General features: G+C 58.9%; 12 protein-coding genes and 6 pseudogenes. 12 read left to right on the top strand and 6 right to left on the bottom strand.

The genetic code is table 11. The annotated features are described in order from the left end of the window. Positions 1–316 precede the first annotated feature (316 nt). Both AC5ZFO_RS45510 and AC5ZFO_RS45515 read right to left on the bottom strand, forming a co-directional pair. Complete coding sequence (locus AC5ZFO_RS45510; protein ID WP_283023157.1) at positions 317–1,549, bottom strand: cytochrome P450; 1,233 nt, start codon at positions 1,547–1,549, stop codon at positions 317–319. Positions 1,550–1,675: 126 nt separating this feature from the next. Beyond that, positions 1,676–3,676, bottom strand: a complete 2,001-nt coding sequence (locus tag AC5ZFO_RS45515; RefSeq protein WP_283023156.1) for a di-heme-cytochrome C peroxidase — start codon at positions 3,674–3,676, stop codon at positions 1,676–1,678. A gap of 484 nt (positions 3,677–4,160) precedes the next feature. On the opposite strand from AC5ZFO_RS45515, the gene AC5ZFO_RS45520 reads away from it, so the two are divergent. The 5 genes and pseudogenes from AC5ZFO_RS45520 to AC5ZFO_RS45540 form a co-directional block, all read left to right on the top strand. Next, a complete protein-coding gene (locus AC5ZFO_RS45520) occupies positions 4,161–4,826 on the top strand; it encodes a nucleotide-binding protein (RefSeq protein ID WP_496123952.1) in 666 nt (221 codons plus the stop codon). Then, positions 4,792–5,778: a hypothetical protein gene (locus tag AC5ZFO_RS45525; protein ID WP_496123953.1), complete on the top strand. Its 987-nt coding sequence runs from the start codon at positions 4,792–4,794 to the stop codon at positions 5,776–5,778. Before AC5ZFO_RS45520 ends, AC5ZFO_RS45525 begins: the two co-directional genes overlap by 35 nt. Before the next feature lie 35 nt (positions 5,779–5,813). After that, positions 5,814–6,207 (top strand): annotated as a pseudogene (locus AC5ZFO_RS45530) (IS110 family transposase); the annotation flags it as partial. Between the two features lie 519 nt (positions 6,208–6,726). After that, the gene (locus tag AC5ZFO_RS45535) at positions 6,727–6,846 is read left to right on the top strand and encodes a lasso peptide biosynthesis protein (RefSeq protein ID WP_496123954.1); all 120 of its coding nucleotides are present in this window, start codon (positions 6,727–6,729) and stop codon (positions 6,844–6,846) included. A 64-nt stretch (positions 6,847–6,910) separates the two neighbouring features. Continuing rightward, a pseudogene (locus tag AC5ZFO_RS45540) lies at positions 6,911–7,405 on the top strand (linear amide C-N hydrolase); the annotation flags it as partial. Between the two features lie 64 nt (positions 7,406–7,469). Here AC5ZFO_RS45540 and AC5ZFO_RS45545 read toward each other — a convergent pair. Next, positions 7,470–7,904: pseudogene (locus AC5ZFO_RS45545) on the bottom strand (IS5 family transposase); the annotation flags it as partial. Positions 7,905–8,472: 568 nt separating this feature from the next. Next, positions 8,473–8,664 carry a DUF3892 domain-containing protein gene (locus AC5ZFO_RS45550; protein ID WP_496123955.1) on the bottom strand — a complete coding sequence of 64 codons (192 nt, stop codon included), beginning with the start codon at positions 8,662–8,664 and terminating at the stop codon, positions 8,473–8,475. A gap of 1,374 nt (positions 8,665–10,038) precedes the next feature. Between AC5ZFO_RS45550 and AC5ZFO_RS45555 the strand changes: the two are divergent. Further along, positions 10,039–10,168: pseudogene (locus AC5ZFO_RS45555) on the top strand (transposase domain-containing protein); the annotation flags it as partial. Between the two features lie 30 nt (positions 10,169–10,198). Here the strand turns inward: AC5ZFO_RS45555 and AC5ZFO_RS45560 are convergent. After that, positions 10,199–10,375 carry a hypothetical protein gene (locus AC5ZFO_RS45560; protein WP_496123960.1) on the bottom strand — a complete coding sequence of 59 codons (177 nt, stop codon included), beginning with the start codon at positions 10,373–10,375 and terminating at the stop codon, positions 10,199–10,201. 116 nt (positions 10,376–10,491) lie between these two features. Here AC5ZFO_RS45560 and AC5ZFO_RS45565 point away from each other — a divergent pair, with 116 nt between their 5' ends. The 5 genes and pseudogenes from AC5ZFO_RS45565 to AC5ZFO_RS45585 all read left to right on the top strand — a co-directional run bounded on the left by AC5ZFO_RS45565 (position 10,492) and on the right by AC5ZFO_RS45585 (position 13,169). Continuing rightward, on the top strand, positions 10,492–10,755 hold the full coding sequence (locus tag AC5ZFO_RS45565) for a hypothetical protein (RefSeq protein WP_104465738.1): 264 nt from the start codon (positions 10,492–10,494) through the stop codon (positions 10,753–10,755). 194 nt (positions 10,756–10,949) lie between these two features. Beyond that, positions 10,950–11,189 (top strand): group II intron maturase-specific domain-containing protein, encoded by a 240-nt coding sequence (locus AC5ZFO_RS45570; RefSeq protein ID WP_496123956.1) that lies wholly within the window; start codon positions 10,950–10,952, stop codon positions 11,187–11,189. A gap of 213 nt (positions 11,190–11,402) precedes the next feature. Next, the gene (locus AC5ZFO_RS45575; RefSeq protein ID WP_496123957.1) at positions 11,403–11,825 is read left to right on the top strand and encodes a hypothetical protein; all 423 of its coding nucleotides are present in this window, start codon (positions 11,403–11,405) and stop codon (positions 11,823–11,825) included. A gap of 161 nt (positions 11,826–11,986) precedes the next feature. Then, positions 11,987–12,473, top strand: a pseudogene (locus AC5ZFO_RS45580) (integrase core domain-containing protein); the annotation flags it as partial. 558 nt (positions 12,474–13,031) lie between these two features. Continuing rightward, positions 13,032–13,169: a hypothetical protein gene (locus AC5ZFO_RS45585; RefSeq protein ID WP_496123958.1), complete on the top strand. Its 138-nt coding sequence runs from the start codon at positions 13,032–13,034 to the stop codon at positions 13,167–13,169. A 134-nt stretch (positions 13,170–13,303) separates the two neighbouring features. On the opposite strand, the gene AC5ZFO_RS45590 is transcribed toward AC5ZFO_RS45585, so the two are convergent. After that, positions 13,304–13,900, bottom strand: coding sequence for an omptin family outer membrane protease (locus tag AC5ZFO_RS45590; RefSeq protein ID WP_496123959.1), 597 nt, complete (start codon positions 13,898–13,900; stop codon positions 13,304–13,306). A 56-nt stretch (positions 13,901–13,956) separates the two neighbouring features. On the opposite strand from AC5ZFO_RS45590, the pseudogene AC5ZFO_RS45595 reads away from it, so the two are divergent. Next, positions 13,957–14,453 (top strand): annotated as a pseudogene (locus tag AC5ZFO_RS45595) (alpha/beta fold hydrolase); the annotation flags it as partial. Positions 14,454–14,616 lie beyond the last annotated feature (163 nt).

Below are 14,616 nucleotides of genomic sequence, written 5' to 3' on the forward strand. Positions count from 1 at the left end.
GCATTCGCCACTAGCACTCTCCTCTCTAGAGATTCGAGCAACAACTAATGCGACGAATTTGCGTTCCAGATGACTAGGAGAATGGAACATATTTCGGGGCTCTCGCAAAGCGCTTGGGCACGAGACATGGTGGCTGCGCCATTCCTCTTGAAGTCGAATGACTTTCTCGTTCAAACCGGCGCGCCAGCGATCTAGGTTGGTCTGGCACTGGAGCGACTATGCTCAAACCATTCGCGAAGTGCTAACGGCAATCGCCTCGCCGCTGGATATTGCAGACCAGTCGCTAGTCGCGGCTCGCTGCTGGGAAGTCCGCCCTTCAGGCGGCCGTATTGTAGGTGATCGGATAACGCTCCGGAAACGGCCCTCCTGCGTAGTCAATCTCCGCGGCAGGACGCACACCCCGGATTTGCAGGATGCGACGAACGATTTCCGGAACCTGGATGCGGCTGATCTGGTCGCCGAGGCAGGTGTGCATCCCGTAGCCCAAATGCATATAGACCGACTCCGGGCGGTCGACGGCGAAGCTGGACGGCGCCGGCAATTGCAAGCCGTCGCGCATCGCCGACCGGGTCGAGATCAGCACCGTGCTGCCGGCCTTGATTGTTGCCGCGCGCAGCGAGCCCTTTGCAATCCGGTAATCGGTCCGGCACTGGCGCACCACGAACGGATTGATCGGGTTGAAGCGCAGCGCTTCCCAGCAATAGCGATACATCAATTGATCGTTATTGCTGCAGGCGACGTCGATCGCCTTCTTCAGGATCTTCGGACGTATGAACAACTGCTCGAGGAGCTGTACGATGGCCGCTGAGGTCGTCTCGATTCCGCCGACCAGCGTGCCCATCATATTGGTTATAATGCGTTCGTCGGCGAAGCCGATCGAATCGTCAAAATGGCTTTTTAGCAAGCGACTGAACACGTCGTCGAGCGGCGCGCCATTTTTCAGTTGCTCGCGCCGTTGCGGGAGCAGTTGTGTCAGGTAGGTGCGCATCTCCTGCCCGGCGTCAATGTTGTCCTGATGCACCTTCGGATCTTTGTCCAGGTTGTGGAACATGTCGTACTGCGTGGCGCGCGACCAGCGGAACATCGACGCCAGATCGGGGCCGGGAAAGCCGAAATATTCTCCGGTCAGCTGAATGGGGACCAGGCGCGACAACGTGCTGACCACGTCGATTTGGTTCTGGGTATAGAGCTGCTTTTCGACGGACGCATTGGCGAGGCTGCGCACTTTCTGGCGAATTGCCGGCAGATCCTCCATGCGCATGAAGGCGCGCATGATACCCTTGTCGCGCTGGTTGATTTCGGTGCAGTCGCGGCCGAGCATAAAGGGGCCGACCGAAGGGTCCATCATCGGCGCATAGGTGACGTTGAAGATGTCGGGCCGGCTCAGCGCTTCCTGCACGTCGGGGAAGCGGGTGATGAACACGGGCCCCGCGGCGCCCAACGCTAGGTTGGGCCTGACGCGCCGAATTAGTGCGAACAACGCATCCGGATGTTTGGCGATCATCCATTTCAAGAACTTCGCCGCCAGCCCCTGTTTCTGTTCCGCCATTGCCGCCGCACCCTAACTCGAGAAAAGCTTCGCCTGGTCGGTCGATCCTGGCTTCCGTCCACCTTTCCCCCTGCGGGAGCGAGATGGTCTTCGATGCTGCTCCAGTTGGAGCTGACCCAATCAATTTCAGATCGACTTCAGGAACTCGATGATCGCGTTGCGCTCCTCGGGAGACAGCGCAGGGCCAATGACACCCTCATGCTTGTCGTTCGAGAATTCGTGGCCAGTATTGCGATTGGCGGGCCTCGACGTATCGAGGATGAAGTAGCCCTTGCTGTCGTAGGTCCTGCCTTTGGGAGCGGCGGTCCGCGCCACGATTCCGACGCGGACAGGATCGAAGCTGGGCTCACCGAGCAGCAACACTTTCGGGCGCTCTGCAACCGGGCTGAGAAGGTCGTAGATCGTCGGCACCGAGCCGTTGTGCAGGAACGGCGCAGTCGCCCATACGCCGTTCAGCGGACGCGCCTTATAGCCGAAACCTGCCGCGAGACAGTTCGGCCGATCGCCTTCGATCTCCGCGTGGACGGTCCCGGTCGACCGAAGCCACTCGTCGATGCTGGATTGGACCACGGCGCCGAGCGCAAGCGCGTAGAGTTGCATCGCATGGTCCGAGAGTTGGATCGTATCCAGCGTATTGTCAGCCTTCCGTTGGCAGACATCGATGTCGAGGCCGAGTCCTGGGCTGCTATGGCCCGCCCGGGCCAGTTCGCTGCCGGCGGTGTCAACGGTGCGATTGCGCAGCACGTCGCCCTGGGCCGGATCGGTGCCGATATGGCTTTGCTTGATGATCTTGACGTTGAGTACGGATTCCTTCGTCTGCTTCTCCTGCCCATCCCGGCCGCGCCAGCGGATAGGGCCGAAGTTCTTCCAGAACTCCGAGTCCGGGGCCTTGCCGTGCACGATGTCGGGGGTCAGCGCTGGAAGATGGCAGCCGCTGCAATATTTATCGTAGAGTTGGGCTCCCACGGCAGCCTTGGCTTTGTCGATCGCAGGAAAGCTGTCGGGCCAAGTTGGCGCATTCAGCCCGGTGAAGGCCTTCGCCACCAGCGGCTGGTCCTTTCCAGCGAGCTTTCGTTCAATCCAGTGCAGATTATCAAAGGGGATGCTGCTGGCAAAGCGTCCCTGCTTGGGCGGTGCCGTGAGGTTGAGCTCCGCGGAAACACCCATCGCCTCGCCGGCATTGCGTACCAATGGCTGCATGATTGAGGCGTCGTACTGCACCCAATCGAACCATGATGATGTCCAGATGTGCGGGTAGCTGACAGGGGCGTTGATGTTGACGTAGTTGCCGTAGCGCTTGTTGTCGAGTGCGAACACCTGATTGCCGATGCGATTGAGCGCATCGAGGCGGGTAAACCCTTCCGTGACGTCGATCCCAGCGGGCTGATCGACCAGAGCACCAAGTATTCCATCGAGTTCCTTGGATAGTTGAACGCGTGTCAGATCGCTGTACTCGGTTTCTAAAACGCGCTTCGCGAACCGCCTAAAGCGACCGTCGAAGAAGGGCAACTTTGCCGACAAGGCGGTCTGTGCGAGCGCGGCGCGGAGCGCATTTGTCAACTGACCGAGATCGGTTACGGCGGGGCCGCCTTCAATGACATAGCGCTTGTCTTTGAAGATCAGTTGGCCGGTGTGGCACGCGGCACAGGTCAATCCGACGGCAGTGTCCTTACGCGCAAGTCCGCGGATCGACTGAAACGGCGAATACGCAAATCCGATCGGCAAACCGTATTCATTGTTCTCGCTTTTAGCAGATTTTATGAATCCAAACCGCAGTAAATAGCGGTTGTCGGCAAAGCGTTCGCGTTCGAAGAAGGGCATAGCGAAGGGCGAGTTCTGCGGCGCTTCCAGCGCGAGAAACCATGACAGCGGGATTGGCAAGGTCTGCGTGCCCTGGGCTTTGTGATGGAATCGATCGGCGTCTTCGGCGTTCCAGCCCTGATCGAGCGAAACTTGCTCGCTCACGAGAACCGGCTCAGGGAGACCAGGCGGCTCCAGAGCTTCGATTGTCGCGCCAAGCTGGGGGCTGGTCAGGACCGCGATAGAAGCAATGACCGCGATGATCACCAGAAGAGCAAGAAAGCGTCGGCACCAAAGGCGCCGAATTGCGCTGGCAACTGTCGACATGGCTTCACCGGTGTCAGCGACGGTCTTCAGGAGAAAGCCGTGTAAACAGCAGTACTACAACTACATGATCTTGTAGGCTTACTCCGGCTGTTGGACGCGATTACTATTCTTTCTGTGTCACAAACGGTGGTCTGTGAAGTGGGCGAACTTGGTCGAAGGACAAGGATATCTCGACAGCGTCGGAGGCCGATCGATTTTATTGCGGTATCTATCCGGCGGTCCGCAAACTTCGAGCGGACGTTGCACCATCTTCAAACGCTCGGGCTTCGCCGTGGGATGCCCGCGATTGGTGCATTGTATGGACCGGCTGGCCTTGGGCGAGGTATCACGCGGTATATCGTTAGTGGGTGGGCTTGATTTGGCTGTGAGTTCCACGCCGCTGTTGATGCGATTCACGATGGGAAATGGTAGGTGACCGATTGGTAAGCTAATTGTTTTCGACGAATCGTGCGTTTCATGTCGTTGTTGTCTGGACGCGTAGGCAATGTACGTCCTTGCTCTGGTCACCCAAAAAGGCGGAAGCGGCAAGAGCACGCTGGCGGTCGGAATTGCAGTCGCAGCGGTGGGGAACGGGGAGCGCGTCGCAATTGTCGACGCGGATCTACAAGGCACGATTTCAAAATGGATAGAGCGGCGCGGCCATCCTCATCCGCGGGTCGTTCGGGTCGCCCATCCCGCCGAAATAGAAGGGGCGCTCGTCAGCCTTGAAGCTGAGGGGATCTCGCTTACGGTCATCGATACCGCCGCCACAAACAATGCACTGGCCATGCGCGCCATCGCGAGGGCCGATCTTTGCCTGATCCCGGTGCGTCCGAGTCCGGCCGACATCGAAGCTGCGATACCGACGCTGATTGCTATTCGTAGGCTCAACCGCCGATTTGCTTTCGTCCTCAATCAGACGCCAGCGCGGGGCTGTCGCCTGAGTGAAGCTGCAACGTCGCTCAATTCGCTCGGGGTGCTTGCGCTTCCCTATGTCGGACAGCGCAATGACCACCAGGACGCGCTTGGGGCAGGATTAGGCGTGACCGAGTTTGCACAAGAGGGAAGAGCCTCGGAGGAAGTTCGTGAGCTGTGGCGCTGGGTCTTGAAAAAGCTTGTCGAGAGGTCATCAGATCATGAGCCACACGCAAGCGAAAAAGCGGCGTACTAGGCAGATGCGCTGTGCGCGACGCTCGCTGGTGGATCTTACCGCGGCGGCGAGCCGAGCCGTTGACAATGGCCTGTTTGTGTTGTCCGGCGAGATTGCTCCTTCCAATCCGCGCTCGGAGCACATAGGCGCGAATACGTCTGATCAAACAATCCTTGCAAGGCAAGCGACCCCTCCGATTCACGTTGCGGTGCTTGAATCTCGGAATGCGGCGGCGCCGCGTAAGGACGAACTCATAGATTGCGACAGTACCACCGAGATGATGGTAAAGGTTGTCGAGGACTCTCAAGACAGGGCTTCTGAAAACCTCAAAGCCAGCCTGAATGAAGCGGCGTCGAAAGACGTCGGCGGTTCCTGCCTTGAAAGCAAGTTTTTGCCCGTTCTCAAAGAAGCCGCAACAGAGTTCCACGCCGATGCGGTCGAATTGTTCGTGCAGGAGGAACCAAATGACGGCGCAAAGCAGCCGCAACCGCGATATATGCGGCGGCTCACTGACGAGGCGGTCAGATTACTGGACGATCTTCGCTGCGGAAAGCTGGAGAATCAGGCGAACTTCATCCTGAGCGAATGCTTCAGAGAAGCCGCCAGCGCGTTCTCCATCATCAATCAGCAGCTCAAGCGGGACGGCTATGCCGCGAGCATTGATCCATCAATTTTCATCTGGCTTGCTAATATCACCGAACCGGAGACGCGTGACGCCGCGACCATGCGGCTTGAGATTGTACCCAACCACCGAGGTCGTCCGAGCACATACGCACGCCAGGTCGCTCAATTCATCTGGCATCTTGTCGAGGGGCAGGGCTGCCGGCGACAGGCCGCATATCGGGGCGCGCTCACGAAGTTCACCGTAACCGAGAGTTTCGTCGAGAACGCCTATGCCTTTTGGGAGCCGATCTTCAAACGGGCGGGACCGCACGTGAGGATGCTGACCCGCATTTCAGATGCAGAAATGTAAAGCTAAGCAGCGTGGGCATTTGGCGTCCGCTTCGACCGAGGCCCAAGCACTTCGCCTCCTGGCTGTGCCTGCACCAGGCTACCAAGTCTCTAGCTGCAAGGTGTTCTCGTGGCGCACACGGAGATCGTCCAGTCGGGCAGTCGCACTGTTGCGGCTGGCAGTAACAACCGTCGGGCGGAGCGATACGGCGCTCGGTGCATTCTATCGCCGACTGTCCTCACGTATGGGTAAGTTAAAGGCGTTGAGCGACCGCCCGCAAGATCGCAGTTTAAGACCTTCCGGCACGGCATGCTCTGCAGAGATCCTGGTGCGGATCACTATGAGCAGCAACATCGCGGCCGTGTCCTCGCTACCCTTCAGCGCCGAACCAAAACTCGCGGCTTCGAGTTACAGGCAGTTCCAGGCGACTCCGATCCGGCTGTTTCTTAGGAAGTCGATCGCGATCTTTTCCGGAACCCGGACATGAGCTTCCGCTTCATCGAGACCAGCGCGACAGCTACCGCGCTCAACCTTGGATAGCGGAGCTGTATGATCGCCAGACAGCCGCCACGCGCCGATCCTCGACCTGCAATCCAATCGTTACAGCATGGCTACCAGATCTGTATTGTCCGGAGGAGCGTGAACGGCTGACTGAGACGACAGCAAAGTTGCGCGATTGTCTGAATTAACTGCCAGCTTCGTCCCGCCCCTCCATCTGGTGTGGCACTATGCGCGTGCGGCTCATGCTGCTCGCCTCATTCGCAGCCAGAACATCGCTCGTCAACTCGACTTTCTTCGTGCCTCACGTCACGGTACGGCACCCGTATCCGTGAGAGGCGAAACAATCCATTGCTACGCCAGCGTATTCCAACATCTTCGGAACCTTCGGTTTCGCCGCCCGCGCTGCCTTGAGGATTCCGCGGGGGGATATCTTTTTTCTATCCCTACATCGCATAGCTCGAGCTCCTCGTGGGTATGAAGAAGCCACCGTTTAGTGCCCACGCCTGGCTGCAATCGGGCGACCTCATTTTGAACGACACGAGGCGGGCTGTGGAGGACTACAGCGTCATCTTGAGATTCGCAAAATGAGGCTGAGCGCCGATGGGCTCCTGGATTCAGTCAAGGAGCTTGCCAGCATCGTGGTAAACGGCCGCGTCTCGCGCTCAAGAGCTATTGGGAGCAGATTGGCGGTACTTCGTTCCTGCCCGGCACGAATCGCTCCTCCGATCGCCTCGCCCGCGCAGAATTTTACGTCAACGCGATTCCGAAGGACGAAAACCGGAACCATGCTCTGGCGAGCGTCTTCAGTGTGATCCGCAATGTGTCGGTTCCCTACGGCATCAAGATGCCAAACGAGCCGTACGTCTCCTCCACTCGTTGGCGCACTGTCGCCGATCAGCAACAAAAGCTCTACTTCTTCGAGTCCGTGCTAACGCCAAATACGGTCTGGGCCGATCTCAAGAAGATCGACTTCTCGCCTGCAACTGGAAGGGGGAGAAAGCTGGATCTCGGCCGCAACGAGGATCATACTGTCACGGGCGATGCGACGGCACTGTTTCACGACGCGGAGTCGTTCAAATTTCAGGGGGGGGCCAATGTGACCGCGGCTAGCGGATTTGGAAGCGAGCAGACTTCGCCTTCAGGCTAGTGCTGAGGGGATCGGTGCGGACCTTGCACTCCGGCGCCCTGATCGTACTAGCTAGGGTTCAGACTCAATTGATCCAATAGGCGACGACGGCGGCGAGGTGGACGGCAGCCAAGAAGTTTCTGGCAAGTTTGTCATAGCGAGTTGCCACACGCCTGAAGTCCTTGAGCCGGCAGAAACAGCGCTCGATAACATTGCGGCCTTTGTAGGCGCGTTTGCTGAAGCTGTGGAGGGTCACCCTGTTGGATTTGTTTGGAATGACGGGCTTGGCCCCGCGACTGATGATTTCGGCGCGAAAGCCGTCGCCATCGTAGCCTTTGTCCCCAATGAGGGTAGACACGGGGGGGCGCGAGTTTCAAAAGGGCCGGCGCTGCGGCAATATCTGCATTCTGGCCTGGAGTGAGATGAAATGCGCGAGGTCGGCAATCAGGGCGCTCAGCGCGTGGATTTTCGTGGTCCGGCCACCGCGCGAGCGGCCGATCGCCTGTTCATGCTCCCCCCTCTTCCGCCGCTCGCCGATAGTACTAACCATGGCGCCGTTTTGCGATGATGGATAATTCGTTTTACTAGTCTGGACCGGAACGACGACACACATCGCTTCTAGCTCGACGTGATAACGGACGCTTACGACACGCGCGCGGCGGAGATCGGGGCTTTGAAGGTGATCATCGGATCATAGAACAGCGAGGAAAAGGTGATATCGGCGAGCACTGAAGTCCTGAAGGTGGGCATATTGCCACTGGTATTGCTCGAATGGAGCGTGACCGACCGATTCTGGTGGGTGCCAGACAGGCTTTTCGCCGATACAACTTGGTGGCACCCTGTGGGCTAGACTCTCCCGCGGGGGGCGACGCGGTCAGTTTTGCTACCAGATGGAAGGCTGGCCGTGTTGAAGTTAGCGGTGCGTTGCAGGGACAGCGCAGCCCCGTGTATCCGTGGGCTTTTTGGCGCCGAGCCACGCTGCCGCTAACTTCTCCGGCAGCGCGGGCGCGATAGGGACAGCATCCGATCCATCCCAGCTGACCGGCGCCCAGTCGCCACCGCGCTGTTTACGTTCGCTGAGACAAAGATCATCCGGGGCACTCGGCTAGAAGCGGGAGAACATTGTCTGGTTGAACGTCGTCGGCCGTCGTCTTGATGTATTTGTGCCCGTTGTGCGTGGCGCAAACCACACCAACCCTGCGTCCATTTTCTTCGACATAGAACTCCCATTCGGCGCTCTCGATATCTTTGACAACCTGGTCGATCGATCGCTTCCACATCGGGGTTTACTCCGCCGACATGTGTTATTCTTTCGTGAGGATTCTTTCTGTCCGCCTTGTTGGCGTAACGAATGCGTGCGCATTTGGCCATTTGAGTCTCTCCCAAATTGCAAGCCTGAGGCACTAGCTTAGACCGGGGCAGTCAATTCGACCGGCCGCCAATTCAGGTAGGTGCTTCCAGTCCTTCTCAGCGATACTCCTTGATCGCGCCCTTGAGAATCTGAGCCTCTCGGGAGCGAAGGTGGCCAGCCTCAGTCTTCGAGGACGGGCTGGCCACCGAAGTTAGCGGCTCAAATCCATAGGGCAGTACGGGCCAACCGATGCACGTATTCCAGCGGCACATCACGTCCCTGCGGTCGCAAGCGCTCGCGGTGCTTGCAGCCAATCAGGCTCGGGCGGCCGATCCGTCTCTGAATCTATCAGATCGCCAAGTTGCAACATTTGATGCGGAGGAGGCTCAGGCAATGGTAGACATACTTGATTGCATGAAACCCAATCTCGGGCCGAAGGAGGCACGGAAGATCGCTGCACGCATACGCGATCTTCTAGGGGGATCGCGTGAGTGCCAACCGGTTCGGGTGGGATGCCTGTGAGACTTTCGCAAGCGCGGTGCGCCCGCGATGCTTGCGGTGTGAGATTGATCAATCACTGGCTACGACCAGTTCTGGTAGTTGTGCTAGGGCGTTCGCCGAACGATACATCCTCCGGTCAGCTTCTTCTTGAGGCTCACCGTGGTGAAGTTAGCGGTGCGTAGCAAGGACAGCGCTCATCGGTCCACTTTAAAGCGCCGGGCCACGTGCCGCTAACTTCTACTATGGGTCCGAATGAACGGGGATGATCGACGGGACAAACCATCGCCAGTATTTGGACCGGGCTTTTGGTCAGCCGGGGGAGGCCGCATCGAGCGATCCGCTGGGGAGACGGGCGGGCCTCTCAACAGGCTCAGCAACGCGATGACGGAGCAGCAACGCGTGGCATCCGGCGGCGTTAATGCTTCGGTTGCGACGCCGCTTCCAGCGCGGCTCCCAGTGCGGTGTCCGCCAATTCGATTGCTTCTTTAATCTTAGACCCCACCGTGTGTCGGAATAGGGCAATCTGCGTTGTTGTCAGCCGTTCCGATGGAATGAAATAGACACCTTTCCTCCTGGCCACGTTCGGCTCATCCTCTTCTTGCTGAGGGCGAAGATCCCTCCTTTCCAAATGCTGCCGGTGAGCGGACAGCGCTTAGGACATCGTTTATTTTGTAGGACGCTGCGAGAAGTCCCTCGCCGAATTCGACGCGCCGCTTACGGTCGTGCAGTTCTTTTTCATATTGAATCTTCCCTCCGCAAGATCGACGTCAAATTGGAAGTTCTTCTCTGCAAGAAGCTCATCATCTCAACACTGCTGCAGACGGCGACAATGAACAACGTCGATCCGTTCGCCTGGCTCAGCCTAGCGCTGCAGCGCCAACGGCTGGTCGAGCAGCGAAATCGACGCCCTTATGCCATGGAACCACGCCGCCTGCCGGCCGCAGCTTGCCGCTTACGTTCGGTCAGGCGGCTTCGGACTCGATCTGAGTGACGTTGCTCGGGGCAGTACCGCCGATCGCGATACGACGCGGCTCCTTCGCTTCGGGGATTTCGCGCTGCAGGTCGATCACGAGCAGGCTGTTCTCGAAGCCGGCGCCCTTGATCCGCCGCTTCGGGGCAAGTGCCACAACCCGGTTCAACTAATTGCTCATTAAAGACGCGGCCAAAAAGGGTTATATGGCCGGGACCAGTAGTCGCGCAGCCGTTTTTTCCGCTATCCAAAAGACGGTGCCAGCCTAACTAGGAGCGAAATGCTATGAAGCGCGATGAAATCCCAATGATGGTCGACGTTCTCAAGCAGGCTAAACAAAGCGAGGCCGTTGCGCGCGCCTCCCTTTGGGCGATTGCGAGAATGGCTTATGCTTTGCGGAATGCCGGGGTTTTGTCCGATTCAGATGTCGAAATTGCATTCGATCCAAAAGCAATCGGCTCAGCAATATCTGAAGAGTTTCAAGGTATCGCACAGCAAGCGATAGATCACTTGCGTCATCAAAGCTTGGGGCCGGTGGAGCGGCGTTGACGCGTCGAGGCGAAAACCTCGGTGAAGAACGCCCGATTGGAACGCTTCGACTTCCTTGGGTACACACTGGGATCCCGCCGCTTCCCCAATGAGGACTGGTATTTTGGTGCAGCTCCGTCCAAGAAAAGTGTGCTGCGGATCAAGAGGAAGATCAGCGAGCTCTGACGCCGGGCAACAAGGGCGCCTGGCCCGAAGTGCAAGCGCGACTGAACCGCCTTCTGGGCGGCTGGTCCGCTTACTTCAGCTATGGCTCTCTCGCCACGGCCCATCAGGTCGTTGATCGGCACGTCTTCGACCGCGTGCTCGCCTTTCTGCACAGACGACACAATGCGCCCAGCCGTGGCGTCAGACGGTTCTTTCGTGAGATCTATGGGAGCCCTGGCGTGCTTGAGCTGAACCGGGTGCGCAAAGTGTCGCCGACGTGGGCCTCGTGATGACGCCTGTCGGAAAGCCGGAATGCGGGAAAACTGCACGTCTGGTTTGATGAGCGGGGAGAGGAAACTGAGCGCGCATCAACGCGTCACCGCGCCTCTCCTCGCCACGAACCCGAACAGTACGCAGCGGGACAACTTCAGCGCGAGGGGCGACGTGAACCCGTACACTGGCGCGACCGGTCATCGAACGCCGAGATACTAAATGTTCCCGCGATGAGCGTCTTTTCGGCGTGGGCTTGGACGGCGTACGAAGCCGTTCATCACGCGGCGTTCAAGGTGCTGCCGTACGCGCCCCTCGGAACGCCGTCGGTCGCTATGGTGGCCGACGGCATTGCAATTTACTCGATCCACGTCACGAGGAGCATCGCTAGGAAACGAGACGCCATCGACGTTTTCCTGAACACCGAGGCCGACAGTTCGATCGTAAAGCTGTTTCAAACATTCGACGAACACGTGGTGGTCGTGAGCGGGTTAATCGATCAGGGCAAGACGCTTAGGAATCTTGACAGTGAGGCTCAACCCGAGCTTGGTCAACACCGCTCTCGTCCACGTCAATGCCTCCTCCGCGTGGCCGCGGCTGAGAATGACGAAGTCGTCGGCATAGGAGGGCACGGAATGCTTCACGCCGACCGCTGAGACGCCAATGCTTCAGGAACGGATTCATGTAGATGACGGAGAGCAGCGGGCTGGCGACACCGCCTTGCGGCGTGCCACGCTCGTTGCTCTTACCGCCACTCATGCGCCATTTCCCGTTGCAATCTCGCTCCTCGACTGGTGCTTGCAGCCATAGCTTGATCACCCGCGAATGCCTGGCGCTTGTCGCCGATACCTCGCTGCCGGGCCTGCGGGTCGTACGTGAGCTGGCGTGGCCGGCCGGCGATGTGCCTGTTCGACAACGGCACCGAGCTGACCGACATGGCCGTGCTGCGCTTCAGCCAGGAAAGGCAGATCGAGTGGCACTACATCGCGCCCGGCAAACCGGCTCAGAATGCCTTCATCGAGAGTTTCAACGCGCGCCTGCGCGACGAACTTCTCAATGAGACGCTGTTCACTTCGCTCGCACAGGCTCGAGCCGAGCTGGCGGCCTGGAAAGATGACTACAACAACGCCAGACCGCACAGCGCCCTGGGCGACCTCACTCCGACTGAATACGCCAACCGCAACGCTCCCGGGCCGCAACGCGGCGGGACGCTGCGCTATGGCCGAGGGCTCCGCGCCGCGCCCCATTGCTTAACCGAGCCCCATGGGCTCATATTCAAACGGGACTTTCCCATTGCTGGATGAAGCGAGGGGCTCAGACCAGATGCATTCGAGCCTCGCGGTTACAATCGAGGAGGTGCCGCTGGGGTTGGCGGCCGTTAAGTTCGGGACCCGAAAGAAATTCAAGGAATCAAAAAAGCTGGACGTAGAATGAGCTCACGCCGAGGCGCTCGCGCGATTGCGTAAAGCAGTAACTAAGCGACTGATTGCTCTCGACGTAATCAATTTGGATGCTGATCTCTTGCCGGACATTTTTCCCGAACTGCCAAAAGCTAGCCGCAGAAATTTACGTTGACGAAGCAAAAAGGTGGTGCTTTCATCGCGCGTGCATCGGCCACGGTTATGCGCAGATGGCAACCCAGCGACAAACGTCGAAAGCCTTAGAGAGCGTAGCAACAGCGCTTCTCCGGCGTGAGCCGGGTAAATGGCATGCACCACGCAATGCGATCATTGGAAGCTTGAGCGACCGCGCGGTTGTCAAAAACATTGCGCAAAGAAACTTGAACGGCAGGAGAAGACGCTAAACCTCGCAATCGGGTCATCGGGCGATGTCGACCCGGCGCCGCTGACATGGAGGGCGCCATGGCAGGCAAGCCGAAAGAGGACGAGGACCGGGGCCATGCGGACAAGCCCCCGGCGGGCAAGGCCGAACAGGAGCAGCCGAGCGCGGATAAGCCGGAAGACCCCACGCCGCACGGCGTCCCGCCCTACAAGGACTAGGCCGTGCTGATCCGCGCGTCGTACGAGATAGATCGGTCAATCGGCACGACCCGCCTACCTCGCACACGGGCGCGCGTATTATCGCAATATCGCGGAGTCGAAGAGGCCTGGAGCTGGTTACAGGCGTGATCTTCTCATTCGAGCCTATAGGACGCCTGAAAAAAAGTACCCCAGCGCTCCATGCTGAACTTCGAAAACTGTGCCCTACTGATGTTTCCCGGACCACCACAGCCTGTCCATCTCACTTCGCTGTCTTTTTCGGTCCACATTGCCCAATAGCGCCCGCCGACGCCGACGCCGACGCTGAAGTTCTTGGTGATGAAGTAGGACAGCACGCCTTCGACCTGGACGCCGCCGCCACCATTGCCCCGTTGTTCAGCGAAGGTGGTCGTTGGGCGCAAGAGATGATTGTTACGGCCTTTGAAATCGGTCCAAGGTAAGTAAGCGACGTCCGTACTCAAACGCCAACGCTCGGTCAGCATGGTTTCGGCGCTCAGGCCGACACGAGGTGCATTCCACTGCGTATTCTGGCTGCCAACGACCCGGTCGTCGCCGGGCGACAAGCATGTAGCCATTGGGTGGGCGATCTGTACACATCCCCTCGAGTCGGAGCTCTGTTCGTAGTAGGTCCAGCCGATAAATACCCCAAGCTTGTAGTTGGCGGCGCGCAGGAAATCGTAACCCGCATCGGCCGAGTAGTAGGTGAACCTCCCGTTTGCCTGACCTGATATCGTGTTGAGATAGGCGCGACCGAGTCAATCTTCATCGTTATCGTTTCCTTTACGACATGGCCTATCTCGAAGTCGGAGAGGGCTATCCGCTGGTCTGCGTGCACGGCACGTTAGGTGATTTCCGGACCTGGTATTCGGTGCTCGGCCCGCTGTCGAAAGCGCATCGGGTGATCTCGGTCAGCCTGCGGCATTCCTTCCCCGAGCATTGGGACGCCGTCGGCGACGATTACAAGATGGCGCAGCATGTCGCCGATATGATCGCCTTCATCGAGCAGGTGAGGCCCGCCCCCGTCGACCTGATGGGGCATTCGCGCGGCGGCCACATCGCGTTCCGCGTGGCGCAGGCGCGGCCGGATTTGGTGAGAAAGCTGGTGCTGGCCGAGCCGGGCGACGATCTCGACGCGTCGCTGCCGGTGCCCAAAGGAACGCCCGCGCATCGGCCGCTGGCTGCGCGCACGGTGCGATCGGTCGAGTTGATCCGTGCCGGCGATATCGAGGGCGCGCTGCAGATTTCTACGAGGGCATCGAGGGTGACGGCTCGTGGCGGCGCCTGGCCGTGCGGCCCAGGAGTTAATCACCGTTAGACCGGATGCTCGCCCCGCGATGAGCGGCCCAGCCGCAACTATGTCGGCAGCTACACTAGTCATCTGGAACGCAAATTCGTCGCATTAGTTGTTGCTCGAATCTCTAGAGAGGAGAGTGCTAGTGGCGAATGC

Source organism: Bradyrhizobium sp. Unk1 (assembly GCF_059512345.1).